The organism is Petrotoga mobilis SJ95 (assembly GCF_000018605.1).
In the GTDB taxonomy this organism is placed as follows: Bacteria; Thermotogota; Thermotogae; order Petrotogales; family Petrotogaceae; genus Petrotoga; species Petrotoga mobilis.
Window position 1 is genome coordinate 1,371,308 of the sequence record NC_010003.1, and the last position, 21,283, is coordinate 1,392,590.

Here is a 21,283-nt window from a genome sequence, read left to right on the forward strand (position 1 = left end):
TATTTTAAATTCACAGATATTCGAAAAAGGCTATATTAAAATAAAAAACAAGGACCTGGTTTACTTGCCATCAAATCTTTAAAATGAAGAAAAATTGTTAAATCACATTAGTTATGAAATATTCGGAGGCTTGGATGATGCATTATGAAGAAGAATACGACTTGGTTTTATTTCCGCAAACTTTTTATCCTGATGTTGATGCAACTGCAAAACTGATGACAGACTTAGCGGAATTTCTGGTAAAAAAGGGGAAAAAAGTTCTGATAGTTACCCCAAATAGGTCTTTTGAACGACCTAATCTAAGATATCCAGAATTCGAAATAATAGATGATATACATGTACATAGAATAAAAGTTCCTAAACTCGATAAAAATAATGCCCTTCAAAAAATTTTACTTTTTTACCTATTTTCAACTAAAGCAAAGAGATTTCTGAAAAAATTGAATTACAAAGTTGCAATGGCTATTTTACCTCCTTTTTTTGTTGCATATAAAACATTAAAAGTTACTAAGAAAAAAGGGAAGAAATTTATTTTCTTACTTCACGATTTATATCCAGATTCACTCGTAAAATGGAAACGAGTTTCACCAAACAATCCATTAGTAATATTATTGAAAAAATATAATAATTACATTTTTCGAAATTCAGATAAAACAATTTTTGTAGGTAGAGATCAGATAGAATATGTAAAAGAAAATTATGGTGTTAGCAATGAGAAAATCGAATTTATTCCTAATTGGGCAAAAGATTTAAAAGAAAGTTTTATAAAAAATGATTCTATAAAAGAAAAATATTATAAACCAGGATTCAATGTTCTATATGCAGGGAATATTGGAGAGGCACAAGTAAAAAGCTTGGAAAAAGTTATTAAATTGATGAAAAATGAAAAGTTAGTCGCTAATTCTATTAATTTAATATTGGTGGGCCAAGGAAGAAGGAAAGATTACTTAATAAATATGGCAAAAGAAACAAGTAATGTATATTTTTTTGATTACGTATACGATTTTTCTGATTATCAAAATTTAATATATTTTTCTGATTGTTGCCTTGTATCAATGAGAGATGAATCTAAAGGGATGTCTGTTCCAAGTAAAACTTATTATTATTTAAGTGGGGGAAAACCGATTTTAGCTGATGTTCCAGTAAATTCAGAAGTTGATATTTTGCTACGAGAAAACAATGTTGGAATTAATATAACCAAATTAAATGAGGAAGAGGCGATTGAAAACATATTAATGCTAAAAAATAATAAAGAATATTACAAAGAATTATCCAAAAATGCTCGAAAAGCTTTTGAAGATAAATATTCAAAAGAAGTCGCTTTAGAAAGTTATTTACGAGTTGTTGAAAATTTACTTTGATTAGTTATAGAAAGGAGCTTTAACATGTTGAAGGATAAAACTCTATTAGTTACAGGAGGAACAGGGACTTTTGGTAACGCAGTAGTTAGAAGGTTTTTGAATACAGATATTAAAGAAATCCGTATCTTTTCTCGTGATGAGAAAAAGCAAGACGATATGAGAAGATTCTATAAAAACGATAAATTAAAGTTTTTCATAGGCGATGTACGTGACATTCAAAGCGTTCGAAACGCCATGTATGGGGTAGATTACGTCTTTCAAGCTGCCGCATTGAAACAAGTGCCTTCATGTGAGTTCTTCCCATTGGAAGCTGTTAAAACGAATATCTTAGGAACAGAAAATGTGCTAACAGCTGCCATTGAATTTGGTGTTAAAAAAGTAGTTTGTTTATCAACGGATAAAGCGGTTTATCCAATAAACGCAATGGGGATGTCTAAAGCTCTCATGGAGAAGATATTCGTTGCAAAGTCTCGAACTGTCGAACCAGATAAGACATTAATTTGTGGCACAAGATATGGAAACGTTATGGCTTCCCGAGGTTCAGTTATCCCACTGTTTGTGCAACAAATTAAAAATGGCAAACCCCTTACAGTAACGAATCCTGACATGACGAGATTTTTAATGAGCATAGAAGAAGCTGTTGATCTGGTTTTATACGCTTTTCAAAACGGTAATCAAGGAGATAGATTTGTTAAAAAATCACCTTCCGCAAAAATAGGAGACTTAGCCCAAGCAATGAAAGAGATCTTTGAAGTGGAAAACGAAATAAAAATAATTGGCACACGTCATGGAGAAAAGATGCATGAAACACTTCTTACAAAGGAAGAACATCTTGTTTCTGAGGATTTAGGAGATTTCTACAGAATTCCAGCGGACACAAGAGATTTAAATTACGAAAAATACTTTGAAAAAGGGACATCTGATTTATCAAAGTATGTTGATTATAGGTCTGATAACACAATTATTCTAAGCGTTGAACAAACAAAAGAGAAGCTTCTTTCTTTAGATTATATACAAAAGGAACTAGAAGACTACAAAAATGGCGGAACTAAGCCAATAGTGAGTGAAGGGTTTTAGTTAAAAGTTAAAATTAACTTTAAAAAATACAAATTAAAGGAAGAATATGAATGAATAAAATAATGACAATAGTTGGTACAAGGCCTGAATTAATAAAACTGAGTTTAGTAATTAAGGAACTTGATAAACACACGAACCATATATTAGTCCACACAGGGCAAAATTATGATTATGAATTAAATCAGATTTTTTTTAAAGATTTAGAAATTAGAAAGCCAAATTACTACTTAAATGTCGCAGAAGAAAATCTTGCAAAAACCATTGCAAAAATAATAGAAAAATCAGATGAAGTTATGGAAATAGAAAAACCAGAAGCTATTTTAATATATGGGGATACAAACAGTTGCTTATCAGTTATTCCTGCTAAAAGGAGAAAAATACCTATTTTTCATATGGAAGCAGGAAATAGATGCTTTGATCAGAGAGTCCCAGAAGAATTAAATCGGAAAATCATAGATCATTTATCGGATATAAATATGGTTCTGACAGAACATGCACGGCGATACCTTATTCGAGAAGGAATAAACCCTGAAACTATAATCAAGGTTGGTTCTTCCTTAGTAGAAATTTTTGAGCACTTCAAATCTAAGATACAAAATTCAAACATTTTGAACGAATTAGGATTAAAAGAAAAGGATTACATAGTAATCAGTCTTCACAGGGAAGAGAATGTTGATAATCCCAGAAACTTCGATAATTTTCTAAAATCCCTGTCGAATATTCAAAAATACTATGATAAAAAAATAATTATTTCTACTCATCCAAGGACAAGAAAAAAGATTGAACAAAATGCAACTTTTTTCAAAGATGATAATATAAGTTTTTTAAAGCCCTTTGGTTTTTTTGATTATGTTAAATTAGAAACCAACTCTTTTTGTGTATTATCTGATAGTGGAACTATAACAGAAGAAGCTTCTATTTTGAAATTTCCTGCCGTTACCTTAAGGCAGGCTCATGAAAGGCCCGAAGGAATGGATGAAGGAACATTAATAATGACAGAAATTAACTCTGACAGTATAATAAACGCTATTAATATCGTAACAAACCAGGCAAAAGAAGGCTTTGAGTTAAAAACAGTCTCAGATTACGAATCAAAAAATGTTTCACAGAAAGTGATAAGAATAATCGTCAGTTATATAGAATACGTCAACAGAACAGTATGGTTTAAGCACACATAAAATGTGGAGGTGAATACTAACGAAAAATATATTAGTTTTAGGCTCTTCGGGGATGTTAGGCCATGTTGTAGTAAATTATTTTGAAGAGAAAAACTATAACGTATACAACCTTTCCCGCAGAATAAAAGTCAACGAAAAAACAAAATTAATGGATGTAACCAATTTTTATGAATTCGATAACTATTTAAAAGAATTAAACTTAGATGTTATAATTAATTGTATAGGCATATTAAATCAAGCCGCTGAACAAAATCCCGATAAAGCTATTCTTTTAAACAGCTATCTACCTAGATTCTTAGAAAAAAAATATTCAGATGCAAAGACCAAAATAATTCAAATAAGCACTGATTGTGTTTTTTCTGGTAAAACTGGAAATTATCGAGAAGACTCTTTCAAAGATGGAGAAACTATATATGCAAGGACCAAAGCCCTGGGAGAGATAGATAACGAAAAAGATCTGACCATAAGAACTTCTATTATAGGTCCAGATATTAATGAAAATGGCATCGGACTTTTCCATTGGTTTATGAAGCAAAAAAATAGCATATATGGTTATAAGAATGCCTTTTGGACAGGTGTAACAACTATCGAACTTGCTAAAGGGATTGAGGCTCTTGTACAAAACAACGTAACAGGTTTATACCATTTTGTCCCTAATACAAAAATTAGTAAATTTGATCTATTAAATATCCTTAATGAAGTTTTTGATAAAAAAATAACTATACTACCACAAGAGGACTACGTTGTCGATAAAAGCTTGATTAATACACGAAAAGATTTTAGTTATAATGTTCCTGATTACAAAGAAATGATCGAAGAAATGAAAAAGTGGATAGACAAACATGCTGACTTATACAAATATTAAAAAAAACTGAATCTGGTTCTCTTCCAAAAAGTGTGGGTAATGTGGGTAGAAAAAATGAATTGTGAACAAAAGATAAAATAATCTGTTATCATGTAAGAAAACACAAAATACATAAGCTAATCGATGATATGTCAAGAAGTAAAAATCAGAAAATTTGTTAAAAATTAACGTAACTGACAATACTCATACTTTCAGAAAAACACAAAATAGACTTGAAAAAAAGAAAAAGCGGAATAACTCCCTGATTGACGTTTTCCTAATGTTAGTTTTGCAAACTTAGCCAAACGATCATGAGAATGAAAGGAAGTTAAGAGTAGAACTCAGTCAAAGCAGCCCAAGATGTAGCACCATATATATTGGAAAAGGGCTTATCCCTATTATTCACAGCCAATTCACTGAATTTCAGATAAATGTTGGAAAGCATCCAATTCTTTTCAGAAACATGTGTTTGAACTAAATGGAACCTATGGCGTGTAAGTCTTTGTAAAACCAAAAACTGAGAACCGCCTTTCGAAAAACATATTTTAGTAGCATTTTTTGAGTTTTACATCCATGCATATTATACGAGGGGGAATTATGAACAAGATAAATAATATATTAATTATAACTTATAACATGATACCTTACTCTCCTAATTGGGGAGGATGTCAAAGAGTTTATTATTTTGCTAAAGAATTAAGTAAAACAAATAATGTATTTATGATTAGTGCGAAAAAAAATTATTATGGTGATTTTGGACAAGAGATTCCTTTTGAAATCTATTATATTGAAAATTATATTGAAACATTTTATAGAGAAAAGAAAACTAATAGTTATTTTCATTATAATAAAAATAAAGGCAGGAAGCTCATAGAAAAACTTTTAAACTCTTTAGGAAACATATATAAAAAAATTGATAAATTCTTATTTAACGAACCTAATCCAGGGATTGGTTTTATAGCCTTTATATGGACAAGAAAAATAAAAAATAAAGTATTTCAAATAATAGAGCAAAACAATATAAATAAGGTTTTAATAAGCGGCCCTCCTTTTTCAATTTTTCATATAGTAAAAATTATAAAAAAGAGGTTTCCCAATATTGAAATAATTCTTGATTATAGAGATCCTTGGAATTTTTGGAATAATTTAAATAATAAAATAACTACAAATAGAGAAAAAAAGTACTTACGTTTCACTGATAAAATTATCTCACCTAATGAAAATTTAACTAAGGATTTAAATGATTCATTTTCTTTAAGTTCTTTAAGAAAAAAAATTATTACCATAAGAAACGGATATTCTGAAGAAAGCTGGAAAAATATTAAAATTAATAAGGAAACCTCAAATGATAAAATTATAATATCTCATATTGGTTCCATAGGCTTTAAAGATAGTGGATATAGAAATCCAACAGAATTTTTAAAAGCTTTTTATAATTACGAAAAAAACTATGAATTTTTAATTAGGTTTATAGGTGTAGATAGAGATAAATATACTAATTCTTATAAAAAATTATTGGGAGAAAAAATAGAATTTATTGAAAGAGTAGATCAACAAAAATCTTTTGAATACATGTTACAAAGTGATATTTTATTGTTGTTACACACAGAAAAAAGTAACGCCAATAAATATGTATATACGGGCAAGTTTTTTGACTATATTAGAAGTGGAAGAATAATTTTAGGAATTGGAGATGATAATGTCTTGTTTAACAAAATGATAAAAAAATACGACCTTGGGTTTACAACTAGAAATGAAAAAGAGGAAATTAAAAAAGCTTTAGATTTAATTTTAAAACATAAAAATAGACTTATTCGAAATTCGGATATAGATATTTATAAATTCTCAAGAGAATATCAAAACAACAAGCTAATTCCATTTATTAACAAATGAACTTCCCAAATTATAAAAGACGAGGAGAATTTACATGAAACTACTCAGTTTAATAGGAGCTCGTCCACAGATAATCAAAGAAGCGATTCTAAATAAAGAATTTGAGAAAAAAGGAATAAAAGAAATCTTGGTTCATTCTGGTCAGCATTACGACTTCAATATGTCAGATGTGTTCTTTAAAGTTTTAAACATAAGAAAAGCTGATTACAATTTAGGGGTAGGTTCAGCAACGCATGCCCAAATGACGGCTAAAACAATGATAGAGTTTGAAAAGGTTGTATTAAAAGAACATCCTGATATTATATTAGTGTATGGGGACACAAATACTACATTAGCGGGAGCAATAGTTGGAGCAAAATTAAAGATCCCTGTTGCCCATGTGGAAGCAGGGATAAGGCAAGAACCAAAAGACATGCCTGAAGAGATAAATAGAGTATTAACGGATCGTATATCAAAATACCTATTTTGTCCTTCTGAACTAGCTGTAAATAACTTAAAAAAAGAAGGTATTACTGAAGGAGTGTATTTCACAGGAGATATAATGTACGATCTCTTTTTAAAGATGAAGCCATATTTCAAAGAAGATATTATAGACGAATTGAATTTGGAAGAAAATAAATACATAGTCACTACGATTCATAGGGATTTCAACACAGACAGTAAAGAAAAACTAGAGAGTATATTGAAAGAGTTAGACAAAATAACAAAAGAAATAAAGGTTGTTTTTCCCATACATCCAAGAACCAAAAAGAGAATAGGTGAATTTAATTTTAATGAATACACAAAAAATATCTTATTGATAGAACCTCTAGATTACTTAAGTATGATGGGATTGGTACAAAAGAGCCATCTTGTAATAACAGACAGTGGAGGATTGCAAAAAGAAGCATACTTTGCAGGGAAAAAAGCAATAGTTGTTATGCCAGACACAGGTTGGAGAGAATTAACACAAGCAAGTTGGAATGTACTAAGTGAACCTAATGAAATCAAAAATAAGTTTCATCATATAATGAGCAACGAAATATCTTCAAATGTAGAAAATATATATGGAGACGGGAAAGCAGGGGAAAAGGTTGTAACCTACCTAGAAAGTAATATTGTAAAGTAAAAAAATTGTGAAAAACGTAAGAAAGAGTTAGGAGGCTTTTAAATTTTCTATGATCTCTTTTAGCAAATCAAATCTGATTAAAAATAAGAAGAAGATCGACATAAACTGGGCTTTATTGTTTAGTTTAGTGTTTTTGTGTGTTTTAGTTGTATCTTTATTAATTTATTTAAGAATAGAAATAGCAAACAAAGCAGGTATGACACCAAATTTCACTGTAAGCTACGATATGTTGAAATATCGTAATGCTCCTTTTTATACTGATGAATTAACCTATTTTAATTTTATTCCTTACGAAAGCTTTTCAGAAGCACTTTTAAATAGATATGAGATTTTATTCTACGACAAACAATTAATTAATATAAATCTTTATGGTTACTTCATTTATTTTCTGACGGATATATTAGGTATTAAATGGCAGATCTTATTTTGGTTTACAGGATTTACGTATTATATTGTGTTTATAATATTAATATATTATATTTTAATCAAAATTATTGGTTGTAATTCAAGTAAGGCATTTATTTTAACGTTGTTTTTGGGCCTTTCTCCTCCTGTTCTTCAATTAGCTGCATCGTGGCTAAGAGATTTGTTAATAATTGATCTTTTATTATTTTCATTGATTTTCTCAAAAAACAAAAACTTTTTTGGATGGTTAATAGTAACCATTTTACAAATGTTTATAAGAGCTTATATGGTAGTTCCTCATTTGCTTATGATGATCCATTTTTTTATGTCTAATCAAAAAAAGAAAAAATTATTCAGTTCGATTATTTTTACAACTTTTACTTTAATAATCATTCTTGTTTTACTCTACAATCAGTATGGTTTAGAAAGATTTATATCAGAATTTCCTCAAAGATTCGTTCAGAATTTTTCGGGTTTATCATTATGGTTAGTTACTGGGAAAATAGTACCTGAAGGGAACATTTATAACTTTCTTCCTAATATCGAAGATTATGCTAATTATTTTTTTGTTGCATTTTATCTTCTTATATATTTAATATGGGCAATTAAAATTGTATACAAAAACGAAAGATTGTCTTTTGAACAAAAAAAATGGCTTTTTCTTTTTTTAGTAATCGGTTTTTATATCGTGATTTTGCATTCTGCTATGCTGGGTTTTTTTGTGGCTCGAATTCAATTAATCACTGCGATTTTTGCATTTTTCTTTTTAGCTTCTTTAATTGGTCAAAGTGATAGAGAAGAGACGAAGGCTAAAAGCGCGCTTTCATAAAATCATATTTTAAGAAAATTTGGAAGAAAATTATTGCAATATATATAGAAACGGAAAAACAGGGGAAAAGATAGTGAAATTACTAAACATGGCTGTATAATAAAAATGGTTGATGAGATACTTGACAAAAGGGGTAAAAAAAGATATCACTCCTCATAGAACAAAAAACAAAAAAATAAAAAGAGAGAGAGGAGTGATATCATGAGCAACAAAATTATAGCACAAATACTGGGTATTGACAAAGGTTTTAAGTTAAAAGAGAGAAAAGATTTGAGAAAAGATGGAGAGATTTATTTTGAAGTGAGATATTCGAAAAAGGTAGGGATACCAGAATGTCCGTATAAATGTAAAGGATGTAAAGACAAGCGAGAATACATAGTACGTAACGGTAAAGCAAAAGAAAGGATTATCAAAGCCGGAAAAGTTGGGACACAAAGAATATATCTGATACATAGACCACAAAGATACATGTGTAAAAAAACAGGGAAAAGCTTCAGAAATGAGAAGATAAGTTATAGATGGCAAAGAATAACAAGAGCAGAGACAGAAAACCTTGTAAAGAATTTGCGTAAGATGAGCATATCGGCAATCGCGAAAGAGCACGGTGTAAGTGTGAGAACTGTGAGTAATTTATTAGATTCGATTGAAGTAAAGGTAGATTGGACGAAATTTCAAGATATGAAAGATATAAAGTTAGGGATAGATGAACACTCATTTAGAGGGTTTAAGATGGTGACGACGATAGTAGAATTGAACACATCAAACACGATAGCGATATTAAAATCAGACAAAAAAGAAGAGTTGAAAGGATTTTTAAATAAAATACCGTATAAAATAAAACAAAAGATAACAGAAGCGGCTATCGATATGAGAACCTCTTTTAAGAATGCAGTCAAAGAAGAATTACTTGGAGTGAAAGTAGTAGCGGACCATTTTCATGTAGTAAAAGACGCACAGAAAAAGCTAAGAGAAAGTATAAAGATAGAAGAAGAAGTAACGAATAACAATAAAAAGATACCTGTAAAATTGTTCTTTTTGAATGGAAAGAAATTATTAAAAGAGAAGAAAAAGGTAAAGAAATTATACAAAACATTGAAGGAACATCCATATCTAAAAGAGTATTATAGATACCTACTAATGTTGAAATGGATGTATAAAGCAGAAACGTATGAAGAAGGGAAAAGAAGATTACACATATTGATAGGGAAGATGGAAGAAAGTGAAGATCCTCAGGTATGGAGATGGGCCAAAACATATATAAGGTGGGAAAAAGAAATACTCCAATATTTCGTTAATAGAACAACGACGGTTAAAGTAGAAGGACGTCATACGCACATAAAATTAATAAAAAGAATAAGTTTTGGATTCAAGGAAGTTTTGAGATATACCAAAAAAGTTCTATTAGGAGTGATGCCAGAAAGATTCATAAAACTACCAAATTTCATCACAGAAGGAACAACATATTGTAAACAGTTATCCTTTCTGAGCTGAAATTACTCAACAAAAAATCTCTGTAATACCTTTTTCATCATCTCTTCAGTCTATTCTATCAACCATATTTGACAAGGAGCCTTAAACATTTGACAAATACTAAAATAGTTGCTATAATCTTTTTGTATTGTTCAAAAATTGAACGAAGGTGTTGAATATCATACAAGATAATGAAATACTCATTTTAGAAGAATTGGAAAAGAACTCTAATATAACTCAAAGAGACCTTTCAGAAAAAACAGGGTTATCCTTGGGAATGGTGAACATACTCTTAAAAAAGTTCATTAAAAAAGGATTTGTCAAATTAGAAAGGTTGAACAGCAAGAGTTTCAGGTACATATTAACCCCAGAAGGGTTCAAAGAAAAGAGTAAAAAAACAATAGAGTATATGAAAATATACTACAGAAGAACATTGCTGATAAAACAAAACATAGAAAGAATAATACAAAGATATGGAAGAAATAGAACTTACGTTCTATTTGGGAAAGATAAAGAGATGAAGGAAATAATTGAAGGGATATTGAAAGAGTTGAGAGTTAAATACAAAACAGAAAACGAAGTTGAAAAAATAGAAAGTACTAACGTTGTACTATACTGGAATGTTGAGGATAGAGAGAAGCTCGAAGGGTTAAAGTGTGGGTTTTTGATGGATCGTATTTAAACAAATAATGAAATTAAAGAATGTTGAAAAAGTTGAAGAATGGATAGAAATAACTAGTAATCTAAGAATCAAAAAGGTAGAGAGATTTGTGAACAGGTTTAAAAAGAGATATACAAGCGGTTTGAAATGTTATTATATATGAATGCATCAATAGAGTGACAGAAGTTTCTGTGAATAAAACTGAAAGTTATAAATAGAAGTAACAAATTCGAGATATTGAAATAGATAGTTCTTTTTTCTCTAGAAGAATCAAGAAAATTCAACATTCAGTAGAAAAAAAAGAATTGGACAAAATATAATAAAACCGAACGGGGACGATAATATGAATATTGGATTTGTTTCGACCTGGTTTGAAAGAGGAGCGGCTTATGTAACTAAAACATATATTAATTTTTTGAAAGAAAAGCATAATATATACGTATATGCAAGAGGAGGTGAAGCCTACGCTAAAAACGACCCAAATTGGGATTTGCCTTACGTCACATGGGGTAAAAGAGTTGGCATGGGGATGGAAATATCATTATCAGATATTTCAAAATGGATAGAAAAAAATTCGCTAGATATAATTTTTTTTAATGAGCAGCGAGATTTTACCCCTGTATATAAGATTAAAAAGAAATATCCTCATTTGATATTAGGTTCTTACATAGACTATTATAAATTAGATACAATTGAAAATTTCAAAGTATTCGACTTTTTAATATGTAATACAAAGAGGCATTATGAAGTTTTTTCATGGCATCCTCAATGTTTTTATGTGCCGTGGGGAACTGATATAATTTTATTTAATAGTTCAAAAAAAGTTAAAAATGAACGAATCACATTCTTCCATTCTCAAGGGATGTCAAATAGAAAAGGAACAGAAGTTTTAATTAATGCCTTTATTGAAAATAATTTATATCAAAGTTCGAAGTTATTGATACATACTCAAAACAATTTAAATAGCATTACAGGAATAAAGTATAAGAATTTAGAAAGATTCAATATTCAAATAATTAACAAAACAGTTACCGCTCCTGGACTCTATTATTTAGGTGATGTTTATGTTTATCCCACTAAGTTAGAAGGAATAGGATTAACTATTATGGAAGCTTTAGCTTCTGGTTTGCCTGTTATTACAACTAATTCGCCACCAATGAATGAATTTGTAAATGATATGAACGGAAAGTTAATAAAAGTTAAGAAACTTATTGCTAGAGCAGATGGTTATTATTGGCCGTTGTCTATAGTCGATGAAACTGATTTAGCGGAAAAAATGAAATATTATATAGAAAATAAAAAAGATTTAGATTATTTTTCTAAAAAAGCTCGAGAAAGCGCAGAAAATAACTTAAACGTATATAAAAACTTTTCGAAATTGAACGATATTTTTGAACAAGTCAAGCTTTTGAATATATTAACGAAAAAAGAAATAGAAAATAAAATAAAAACTAATGAAAATAAGGAATTAAAAAAAGCTGTATATTACGTTTTTAAAGAAATAGCTCCTGACTTTCTCAAAAATATGGTTATAGAGTATTATATAACACATAAAAATAAAATATGATTCTTTTTCGAAAAGTGTGAGTAGGAAAAAATGAAACACAGTTTAGATCATAATTAATTGCCGTTAAAAGAGAAAGCTAAGCTCAATATGTTGATGATAGCAGGATATTGATGTAGCTCAGACATTACCCAACGGTACCTAAGTTCAAAAAGACATTCAATTACAAAGGACTTTCTTATGAGGTTAAGTATTTTCTGTTTTTCTTTATTGCCCTTGGTAAACTTAATTTAATTCCAGCTTAATTACCCACTATTTTCGTGATAGAATTAATTATAGTAATTTAATAAATTCTAGTTTCTAAATCTCGTAATTGAAAATTTGTGGTTAACGAAATTGTTTATATATAAAAGAAAAATTCACTACAAGAATTACATTTTAAGGAGCTCTCCAAATGAAAACAGCGATGATATTTGGAACACGGCCAGAAGCAATAAAAATGGCACCGCTATACAAAAAGATGAAAGAAGAAAATATGGAGGTAAAAGTAATAGCAACCGCTCAACACAGAGAAATGCTCGATCAAGTGTTGAATCTTTTCGAAATAAAACCAGACTACGACTTAAATATAATGACAAAAAATCAAACTCTACCACAACTAACTTCAAAACTAGTTACAGAGATAGATAAAATACTAAAAATTGAACCATTCGATTACATACTAGTACAAGGGGATACAACCTCCACTTTTGTTGGAAGTCTCGCTGCTTTTTACAACAAAATATTTGTTGGGCACGTGGAAGCGGGTTTAAGAACGAACGACATATACAACCCCTTCCCAGAAGAAATGAACAGAAGACTAACAGGTACAATTGCAAAGCATCACTTTGCTTCTACCCAAAAGGCAAAAGATAACCTACTAAAAGAAGGTGTAGAAGAAAAAAACATAATAGTAACAGGGAACACGGTTATAGATGCATTACTATGGGTAAAAGAAAATAAAAACAAAGATATAGAAAAGATAAAAGAAAAGTACAACATAAAGAACAAAAAGTTTATCTTAATAACCATGCATAGAAGAGAGAACTGGGGAAAACCGATAGAAAACGTAATGAAAGCGATAAAAAGGTATCTACATGAAAACGAAGAGATGCACATAGTATTTCCAGTTCACTTAAATCCGATAGTGAGAGAAAGTGTGTATAGAATACTTGGGAATGAAGAAAAAGCTATACTGATAGACCCAGTAGAATACTTAGAATTCATAGCGTTAATGGACGAAAGCCATTACATAATGACAGATTCAGGAGGGATACAAGAAGAAGCACCCACATTGGGCAAACCAACGTTGGTGTTAAGAGAAACAACGGAAAGACCCGAAGCTATAGAAGCAGGAACAGCAAAATTAATAGGAACGCAAGAAGAACAAGTGTATCAAGCCATGAAAGAACTAGAAACAGAAAAATATGCACAAATGAGCAAAGCAAGCAATCCTTTTGGAGATGGGAAGGCATCTCAAAGAATCGTTGAATTTTTGAAAGGAACAATTCTATTTAATATTTAATAAAAGTACTATTAATACTCTTTACTGTGAATGTTTAACTATTAAGCCTACAAGTAAAAAAAGAGTTAATCTTAAATTCGAAATTGTTGAGATTATTACCCATTTCAGAAACAGGTAGAACCAACGATTAACGAAAGGTAAAGTAAGTTAAGGCAAGAAGAAAAAGAACTAAAATATTGGATAATTATCCAAAATGCTCTTTGAAAATCGAGATAATTCTTAAAAAATTGAAAAGTAACTAGAATTGAAGAATTTTTTAGGAAAAACACGCATAAAAGAAGCACAGTTATTGAATAACTGTCCATTTGGGAAGTATTGAAAAGGATTTAAACCTTCTAAAGGAACAAGCTAAGAAGCTGTTTCATACATAAGTGTTTTAGGAGAAGACAATAAATCGTCTCTACCCATCTTGTGAGCTAAGAGAGCAGAAGCGATAAGGAAAAGGTTAGAAAGGTTGCATTCGACTTCCAAAGCATAATTCTTGTCATTGGCAGAAGCAGGGGAAACCACGGTGAAGATAGGGACGTTTAGGAAAGTGATAGTATGAGCCTTGTAACCAAGATAAGACATAGCGTTCTTTGGGTTACCGTACTTATCGTAGATAGGTTTAGAATTAGAAACAGGTTTAACACCAAAATTTGCTTCTAAAGGAGAACGATAGTACTCTTTGTAATCTTTGAATTTACCGTGACTCTTCTTGTTGTTGAAGAAAGAATTAAAGACAATGGGGTAAGAATCAGCAACAAGATAGCTGATATCAAAGATCCCCTCTTTGATACCTTTAAGAACGGTAAAAACGATAACCTTATCCAAATAAGAAGGACCAAACTCCTTCTTAAAGGAAGAGAAAGTAGCTTCAGAAGGAACGTAATTGATAATAGGATCGAAACCGATGCATTTAGCAAAAGAAGGGTTACTCTTAAGGAAGTGAATCAACTCCATTACTGTAAACCCTTAACTTTCTGAACGAAGATAGCTTTAAGTAAAGCCCGGCGGGAGTACCCTGTTCTGCCCATCTTATTATTGAAATCTGGAACAACGGACCAATCGATCATATCGATTAAATCGAGAAGATACTTAAATTCAGAATGTTCTTTCATATAATCAGAGTAGACGAAATCGAAGTACAGTTGAGAAGAGTTACCGTATGTGTGCCGAGCAAAATTCAGCGTGTCCAACCAGTGAAAGTCTGGTCTGAGGAAAGGTTAGCAACCACCTCAGTAGGGAACTCTGCATAGTGGGAGGTAACGAACCTATGAAGCCAGAGGGAACAAGGTACCGGGCTGCAACGCAAGTGAAGGTATTGAGCCCCGAAATAACCATTGTGTCGGAGGTCGACGCTGTATGTAGGGTGGAAGACAGCAGTCTTACTGGCGATAAGCGAGGCAGTGAGAACCCGACGGGGTCCGAGGCCGTGGCACGGTATCAAAGGGACAAGCTGGGAACTCGGGAGACCCGCAACGTTCCTGGTGAAAGGGTATGGGCTGCCAAGCCTATAGACGGCAAGGTTGTCCAGTTGACGTTGTGGGAGTCGGACCAATGCATAGTACCTAAGAAACCCCGTAATGGGGGGTGGAGGGAAGGCGTTGGCAGCAGTGCCTTGGGACGAAAGGGACACTTTCTCCGCACACAGAGACGGACAAAGGAAGTCAACAAAACTCTCGTCCCTAACTGCTTTAGCTCGGGAAAATCCACAGATGAAATTTACCTCATTAGCTCATCTGCTCACCGTGGACTTTCTCAAAGAGTGCTTCGAGGAGCTTAAGAAAGATAAAGCTCCTGGAGTAGATGGAGTAACAGTTAAGGAGTACGAAGTCACCTTAGAGAAGAACCTTAAGGAGTTAGTGGAGAAGTTAAGGGCAAAACGTTATAAACCTCAGCCTGTAAGGAGGATAGACAGCCTCACGGCAGATGAGGATATATATCCCAAAGTCCAGGGGAGGAAAAAGGCCGCTGGGCATCCCCACCGTGGAAGACAAGTTAGTCCAGATGGCGTTGAAGAAAATCCTTGAGGCAATCTATGAGGTTGACTTTCTTGATGTATCTTATGGCTTTCGTCCTAAAAGAAGCTGCCATCAAGCTCTGGATATTCTGGACAAGGCGGTAATGACTAAGCCCGTCAACTATATAGTGGATATGAACATCGAGAAATTTTTCGATAACGTAAACCACAAATGGTTGATGAAGTTTCTGCGGATGCGGATAGCTGACTCAGGCACTTTAAGGTTGATAGGACGCTTCTTAAAGGCAGGGGTAATGGAAGAAGGCAAATATTACCAAATAGACAGGGCACGCCGCAAGGTGGGGTGTTAAGTCCCCTTCTAGCTAATATTTATCTTCACTTCAGTTTAGACCACTGGTTTGAGAAGGTAGTAAAAAGACAAAGTAAGGGGTTTTCTCAGCTTATCCGGTATGCTGATGACTTTGTTGCCTGCTTTCAAAGGGTTGATGATGCAAGAGCATTTGGAAAAGAGTTGAGGGAACGGCTAAACAAAGTTGGGTTGAAAATATCGAAAGAGAAAAGCCGAATAATTTGCTTTGGTCGTTACCCATACTACTGGGCACGAAAGAAAGGTAAGAAGTTAGCGACCTTTGATTTTCTTGGTTTTACCCATTACTGTACAAAGACAAGAAAAGGCTATTTTAAGTTAGGACGGAAGACTTCAAAGGCAAAGTTTAGACAGGGAATAAAGGAAATGAACCAGTGGTTAAAGGATGTCCGTAACCAAGTAGAGTTGAAAGAATGGTGGAAAGTGTTAAAACTGAAGTTAATAGGACATTTTCGCTACTATGGGATAAGCGGAAACATGCGAAAGATACGGGCGTTCCACAAACAAACCGTAAGATTGGCTTTTAAGTGGATAAACAGACGCAGTCAGAAGAGGAGTTACAACTGGGAACAATTTCAGCAGTTTCTCCACTTTAATCCTTTGCCTGTACCAAAGATATATCACTTAACTTACACTCTGTCCTGAAGACAGTGATGCACTACTGAAGAGCCGTATGCGGGAAATCCGCACGTACGGTTCTGTGAGGGGGCAGTGGAAATAGGGTTAAGGTAAACCTAAACGGGCACGAAACTGGAAACGGTGGATACAGCCAAGGAGAATCTAAGGCCACTACGCAACTGCTCTACTCGACAATGACAATTGAATGACCTCCTTACGAGATAATAAAGATATGGTATCAAATAAATTATACAGTGAGGAGGTAGAAGTATAATATTGAAGGTATTAAAAGTTGGTTACAATGGGTATTTTATAGTTTCTGAAGACACTAAACTTCAAAAGCAAAGGAGGAAATTCCATGTACGAAGAAATCTTTGAAATGATAAACACAGGAGAAATAAACAAAGCTCAAGAACAAATAGAAAAAATATCCGATGATGATCCGAAAAAATACAACTTAAAAGGACTAATACACTTCAACAAAAAAGAAATCGAAAAAGCCAATAAGAAAATAACTAAAAAAGTTGCCGAAGATCAGTATGATTTATTTTTAGATAATATAGTCTCCAAGTTTATGGAATTTACCCCATACACAGACAAATACATCGATTCTTTCGATTTTGAAGGTTCTAGAATTAGAATTGGAAAGGTAGAAGAAATAACAGATGAGGTTAGCCTTATTGAATTTATAGTAAAAAATAAAAAGGGACAACAATTAGCATTGCAAAATATTTGGTATAACCACTTTACTAAACAAATAATTTTACCAGATTATATCTCATTAAGTAAAAATAAAAATAAAAATAAAATTCAAAATATTATTTATCAGATACTTGATCTCAGGCTAACTTACATTGGTAACATCTTTAGATTTCCAGGAAGCAGAAAATATTTTCCAGGAAGCAAAAAATATTGGGAAGAAAGATACAAAACAGGAGGTAATTCAGGACAAGGTTCTTATGGAAAATTAGCAGAATTCAAAGCAGAAGTAATAAATTCTTTTGTAAAGGAGAAAAGAATTAATTCGATTGTAGAATTTGGCTGTGGAGATGGGAATCAAGTATCTTTGTTTGACTTTCCAAAGTATATTGGTTTGGATGTTTCAGAGACTGCTGTTAATTTGTGTAGAGAACGTTTTATGAAAGAAAAAACAAAAAGTTTTTTCTTATATAATCCAGAAGAGGTAGAAAGCAACAAATCTCTTTTTAAGGCTGAGATGTCGTTGTCATTGGATGTGATTTACCACCTGGTTGAGGATTTGCATTTTGATTTATATATGCAAAACTTATTCCTATCTGCAGAAAAATTTGTTATCGTCTATTCTTCAAACACAGATAAAAACCCAAAAGGAACCCCCCCTCACATCAAACACAGAAGATTTACTGATTGGATTGAAAAGAACGCACCAGAATGGGAATTATTTCGTAAGATAAAAAACAAATATCCTGAGGAGTCTTCCGCTGATTTTTTCATTTTCTGCAGGCGCCAAGAAGGTCTAAATAATTGTTGATAATATAACGGTCATTGAGAATATAAAAATTATTTACATTATATAAGCTTCACTTCTCTCTCAGCGTCCTTAGCTAAAAAAGTAGCTGAAAATTATTTAAATGTTCATGGGGAAAATTCAGCAATACTTGAAGTTTTGGGAGATGGATTATACTTTGAAGAAGATAATTTGAAAGCAAAAAAACATACCTGAAAGCATTAAAATTATCTTCAGCTACGAGTGTAAAGAAGAAACTTCAAGATAAACTTGAAGATACTACAAAAAAGATTGATAATACAAAAAATATGACTAAAGTTGCTTTAATAATAGCAGAAGTATTAGATTCATTTACTGATGATGTTTTAGAGGGACTTTCTGATTATTTTTGAGTAAGGAAGTCTACACTTCCAAAAAAGCGAGGGGGAATATATAGCGTATTAACAAAAGTGTTGCAAACAAAATTTTTAAATGAAAAAGTGGGTTCTATCACGAAAATAGCGGGTAATTAAGCTGGAATTAAATTAAGTTTACCAAGGGCAATAAAGATAGTGATTTTTAAATTCTTTAATGTTTTAAAACCAAAAGCCCTTTTAGAAAATCCTCTAAGTTTAGAGTTCATACCTTCTATTTTACCGTTTGAGTTATTTAAGAAAAAAGGCTTTGAAGTTTTCGTGGGAGAGTATTGTAGAAAAGGAAGTAGAGGTGTATAACGAAGTCTTAAATAGATTTGGAGGAAGTAATGCCTAAAGAGAGAGAATTTATTAAATCTTTTTTTCAGTTTTCAATGGGTCAATGGATAGCTGCTTTGATTTCCTTCATCACTACTCCTATTACCACTTGGCTTATAATCCCAGAGGAGTTTGGTAAGGCATCGATGTTTACTTTGGCTTTCAATTTACTTCTCAACGTTGCACTTCTTGGAGCGGATCAGAGCTTTGTTCGTATGTTTTATGAAAGGTCTGAGGATAAGAGAAGGGATTTACTTTGGGATTCTTTGTTGCCGAGTTTGAGTATAGGCGTTGTTGTTTTTGTTGTCATTGGTATCTTTTGGAAAGAGTTGTCTTTCATTCTTTTTGGAGATTATAATCATTTTCTTCCGATTTTTTTGTTGGGCGTTACCATATTAATCGGTATTTTAGAGAGATTTTCCACTTTGGCTGTTCGGATGAAAAAAAGAGGTATCGCTTTTTCTACGTTGAGGGTAGTAAACGGAGTAACAAATGCGGTTTTTACAATTTTATACGCCCTTTTTGTTTCAAGAAGTTTTTATGCTGTTATCATTGGTTTGTTTTTTTCTCATATAGTTACCGCTTTATTAGCGATCTTTTTTGAAAGAGAATTGTGGTTTGGTAAGTTCAAAGTTGATTTTAAATCTATAAAAGCGATTGTTAGGTACGGTCTCCCTTTTGTTCCTACTTTTTTAATTACTTGGCTTTTTCAATCGATAGATAGGTTGTCGTTAAGAAATTATTCTGATTTCACGGAGATAGGTTTGTATTCTGCTGCTTTCAAAGTAGTTTCAGTGATGAGCTTAATTCAAGCTGGTTTTACTACGTTTTGGACTCCCGTTTCTTATGAAAGCTACGAAAAAGAACCTGAGAGTAAGGGGATTTTTGAGAAGACCTCTGTGTTTATAGCCGCTGCGATGTTTGTGTTTGGATTGCTATTAGTTGTGTTTAAAGATGTGATATTTTTGCTTTTAGAGAGTTCTTATAGGCAGGCGGCTGGAATTAGCTCTTTTTTGATTTTGATGCCTATTATGTATACTGTTTCTGAAACGACGGTTGTTGGTATCAATTTTAAGAAAAAAACATATTGGCATATGTTGATAGCAACTGTGGCAGCAGGGGTTAACGTGTTTGGGAATTTGATGCTTGTTCCTGTATATGGTGCAAAAGGTGCAGCATTTTCTACTGGGGTGTCGTATATAGTTTTCTTTTGTATGAGGACGTTTATATCTAGGAGTTTGTTCCCTGTTAATTACCATTTGGGTAAATTTTTTATTAGTACCTTTGTTTTTGTGGTCGTTGCTTTTATAAACACTTTTGTTATTAATATGGTTTTTCAGGTTGTGTCTGCTGTTTTGGGTTTGATCGTTGTAATGTTTGTGTATAGAGATCAGGTGAAATATGTGTTTGATTTGGGGGTTGATTTGATGAGGGAAGTGAAGGAGAGGGTTGCTAGCAGGTGAAGGGGGAGTTGGTAGGGCTTTACCGAGGTCGCAGAAATACTAATGGAATACTATATGGGTAAATGATTTAGTTAATTATTAGATAAAATATTAGATTGTTGAAAATATACAAGGCATCTAAATAAGGCGTCTTTTTTATTGGTTGAGTCTTTTATCTGCCTATGTAAGATTACTTAGCTTATTTTAAGGCAATGATTTGAGGTGGTTCTGTTAAATAGAATAAAACAGGTGATTTTATGTGCTATGCCTAACCGAATACGGGTTCTTTCCACTGATTGTTTAATCCTATCCATTATTTTCTAGAAAAAGAACTTTCTGTCTCAGCATCTCAAATTTGTTTCTTCTATACATTATCCTTTTAATAACTTTCAGTTTATTCACAGAACTTTCTGCTAGCCCATTGTTGTATTCATATACAATAGCATTTCTAACCGCTTACATATCTCTTTTTAAACCACTCACAAATTTATCTATTTTTCTAATTTTTAAGTTACTAGCTTTTTCTCGAAAAGTGTACCACCCTATCACACAAATCCTGTATAATGAATTTGGTAAAAAAAAATGTACGATTTTTGTATTTTAACAAACACAAAAGTCAAAGAGCGATAGCAAAAGAAATGGGGATACACAGAGCGACGGTTAAAAGAGCTATTAAGCAAGGGAGATAGAGGAGAAACTTGGTATCAATCAAAAAGAAGGATAAAGGAAACAAGGGTAGACACATAAGTATAGCGATGAAGAGTCTTTTGAACTGAGCCATA

Annotated in this window: 20 protein-coding genes; 16 read left to right on the forward strand and 4 right to left on the reverse strand. The window is 32.1% G+C overall.

Annotated features, from left to right (window positions below; translation table 11 throughout):
* The first annotated feature begins 134 nt into the window (after positions 1-134).
* Genes PMOB_RS06590 through PMOB_RS06605 form a run of 4 tightly spaced genes read left to right on the forward strand, consistent with a single transcriptional unit; the run spans position 135 to position 4,481 of the window.
* A complete protein-coding gene (locus PMOB_RS06590; RefSeq protein WP_012209094.1) occupies positions 135-1,361 on the forward strand; it encodes a glycosyltransferase family 4 protein in 1,227 nt (408 codons plus the stop codon).
* Between the two features lie 24 nt (positions 1,362-1,385).
* Positions 1,386-2,438, forward strand: a complete 1,053-nt coding sequence (locus PMOB_RS06595; RefSeq protein WP_012209095.1) for a polysaccharide biosynthesis protein — start codon at positions 1,386-1,388, stop codon at positions 2,436-2,438.
* Positions 2,439-2,488: 50 nt separating this feature from the next.
* On the forward strand, positions 2,489-3,616 hold the full coding sequence (gene wecB / locus PMOB_RS06600; protein WP_012209096.1) for a non-hydrolyzing UDP-N-acetylglucosamine 2-epimerase: 1,128 nt from the start codon (positions 2,489-2,491) through the stop codon (positions 3,614-3,616).
* A gap of 28 nt (positions 3,617-3,644) precedes the next feature.
* Positions 3,645-4,481 carry an SDR family oxidoreductase gene (locus PMOB_RS06605; RefSeq protein ID WP_269207901.1) on the forward strand — a complete coding sequence of 279 codons (837 nt, stop codon included), beginning with the start codon at positions 3,645-3,647 and terminating at the stop codon, positions 4,479-4,481.
* A gap of 307 nt (positions 4,482-4,788) precedes the next feature.
* On the opposite strand, the gene PMOB_RS10645 is transcribed toward PMOB_RS06605, so the two are convergent.
* Positions 4,789-4,974, reverse strand: coding sequence for a hypothetical protein (locus PMOB_RS10645; RefSeq protein ID WP_155811079.1), 186 nt, complete (start codon positions 4,972-4,974; stop codon positions 4,789-4,791).
* A gap of 83 nt (positions 4,975-5,057) precedes the next feature.
* Here PMOB_RS10645 and PMOB_RS06610 point away from each other — a divergent pair, with 83 nt between their 5' ends.
* The 7 genes from PMOB_RS06610 (at position 5,058) to wecB (PMOB_RS06640) (ending at position 13,894) form a co-directional block, all read left to right on the forward strand.
* On the forward strand, positions 5,058-6,353 hold the full coding sequence (locus tag PMOB_RS06610) for a glycosyltransferase family protein (RefSeq protein WP_012209098.1): 1,296 nt from the start codon (positions 5,058-5,060) through the stop codon (positions 6,351-6,353).
* Between the two features lie 34 nt (positions 6,354-6,387).
* Positions 6,388-7,461 carry a non-hydrolyzing UDP-N-acetylglucosamine 2-epimerase gene (wecB, locus tag PMOB_RS06615; protein WP_012209099.1) on the forward strand — a complete coding sequence of 358 codons (1,074 nt, stop codon included), beginning with the start codon at positions 6,388-6,390 and terminating at the stop codon, positions 7,459-7,461.
* 49 nt (positions 7,462-7,510) lie between these two features.
* On the forward strand, positions 7,511-8,695 hold the full coding sequence (locus PMOB_RS06620; RefSeq protein WP_012209100.1) for a hypothetical protein: 1,185 nt from the start codon (positions 7,511-7,513) through the stop codon (positions 8,693-8,695).
* 201 nt (positions 8,696-8,896) lie between these two features.
* Positions 8,897-10,186 carry an ISL3 family transposase gene (locus tag PMOB_RS06625; RefSeq protein ID WP_012209101.1) on the forward strand — a complete coding sequence of 430 codons (1,290 nt, stop codon included), beginning with the start codon at positions 8,897-8,899 and terminating at the stop codon, positions 10,184-10,186.
* A 148-nt stretch (positions 10,187-10,334) separates the two neighbouring features.
* On the forward strand, positions 10,335-10,847 hold the full coding sequence (locus PMOB_RS10270) for a winged helix-turn-helix transcriptional regulator (protein WP_012209102.1): 513 nt from the start codon (positions 10,335-10,337) through the stop codon (positions 10,845-10,847).
* A 322-nt stretch (positions 10,848-11,169) separates the two neighbouring features.
* On the forward strand, positions 11,170-12,393 hold the full coding sequence (locus PMOB_RS06635) for a glycosyltransferase family 4 protein (RefSeq protein ID WP_012209103.1): 1,224 nt from the start codon (positions 11,170-11,172) through the stop codon (positions 12,391-12,393).
* 391 nt (positions 12,394-12,784) lie between these two features.
* On the forward strand, positions 12,785-13,894 hold the full coding sequence (gene wecB, locus PMOB_RS06640) for a non-hydrolyzing UDP-N-acetylglucosamine 2-epimerase (protein WP_012209104.1): 1,110 nt from the start codon (positions 12,785-12,787) through the stop codon (positions 13,892-13,894).
* A gap of 348 nt (positions 13,895-14,242) precedes the next feature.
* On the opposite strand, the gene PMOB_RS06645 is transcribed toward wecB (PMOB_RS06640), so the two are convergent.
* Both PMOB_RS06645 and PMOB_RS06650 read right to left on the reverse strand, forming a co-directional pair.
* On the reverse strand, positions 14,243-14,836 hold the full coding sequence (locus tag PMOB_RS06645; protein ID WP_012209105.1) for a hypothetical protein: 594 nt from the start codon (positions 14,834-14,836) through the stop codon (positions 14,243-14,245).
* Complete coding sequence (locus tag PMOB_RS06650) at positions 14,836-15,072, reverse strand: hypothetical protein (protein WP_041534102.1); 237 nt, start codon at positions 15,070-15,072, stop codon at positions 14,836-14,838. The genes PMOB_RS06645 and PMOB_RS06650 overlap by 1 nt, the downstream gene beginning before the upstream one ends.
* A 408-nt stretch (positions 15,073-15,480) precedes the next feature.
* Between PMOB_RS06650 and PMOB_RS10840 the strand changes: the two genes are divergently transcribed.
* The 4 genes from PMOB_RS10840 (at position 15,481) to PMOB_RS10650 (ending at position 18,352) form a co-directional block, all read left to right on the forward strand.
* Positions 15,481-15,906, forward strand: coding sequence for a hypothetical protein (locus tag PMOB_RS10840; protein WP_196793018.1), 426 nt, complete (start codon positions 15,481-15,483; stop codon positions 15,904-15,906).
* Entirely contained in the window at positions 15,806-16,207 is a 402-nt protein-coding gene (locus PMOB_RS11070; RefSeq protein ID WP_196793019.1) for a reverse transcriptase domain-containing protein, read from the forward strand. Before PMOB_RS10840 ends, PMOB_RS11070 begins: the two co-directional genes overlap by 101 nt.
* Positions 16,165-16,869 (forward strand): reverse transcriptase domain-containing protein, encoded by a 705-nt coding sequence (locus PMOB_RS10850; RefSeq protein WP_196793066.1) that lies wholly within the window; start codon positions 16,165-16,167, stop codon positions 16,867-16,869. The genes PMOB_RS11070 and PMOB_RS10850 overlap by 43 nt, the downstream gene beginning before the upstream one ends.
* Positions 16,870-17,200: 331 nt before the next feature.
* The gene (locus PMOB_RS10650; RefSeq protein WP_012209106.1) at positions 17,201-18,352 is read left to right on the forward strand and encodes a hypothetical protein; all 1,152 of its coding nucleotides are present in this window, start codon (positions 17,201-17,203) and stop codon (positions 18,350-18,352) included.
* Between the two features lie 484 nt (positions 18,353-18,836).
* Here the strand turns inward: PMOB_RS10650 and PMOB_RS11170 are convergent, their stop codons facing one another.
* Positions 18,837-19,109, reverse strand: coding sequence for a transposase (locus PMOB_RS11170; RefSeq protein ID WP_407946569.1), 273 nt, complete (start codon positions 19,107-19,109; stop codon positions 18,837-18,839).
* On the opposite strand from PMOB_RS11170, the gene PMOB_RS06670 reads away from it, so the two are divergent.
* The gene (locus PMOB_RS06670; protein WP_012209107.1) at positions 19,071-20,522 is read left to right on the forward strand and encodes a lipopolysaccharide biosynthesis protein; all 1,452 of its coding nucleotides are present in this window, start codon (positions 19,071-19,073) and stop codon (positions 20,520-20,522) included. The two genes, PMOB_RS11170 and PMOB_RS06670, sit on opposite strands and share 39 nt — an antisense overlap.
* Positions 20,523-21,283: the final 761 nt, after the last annotated feature.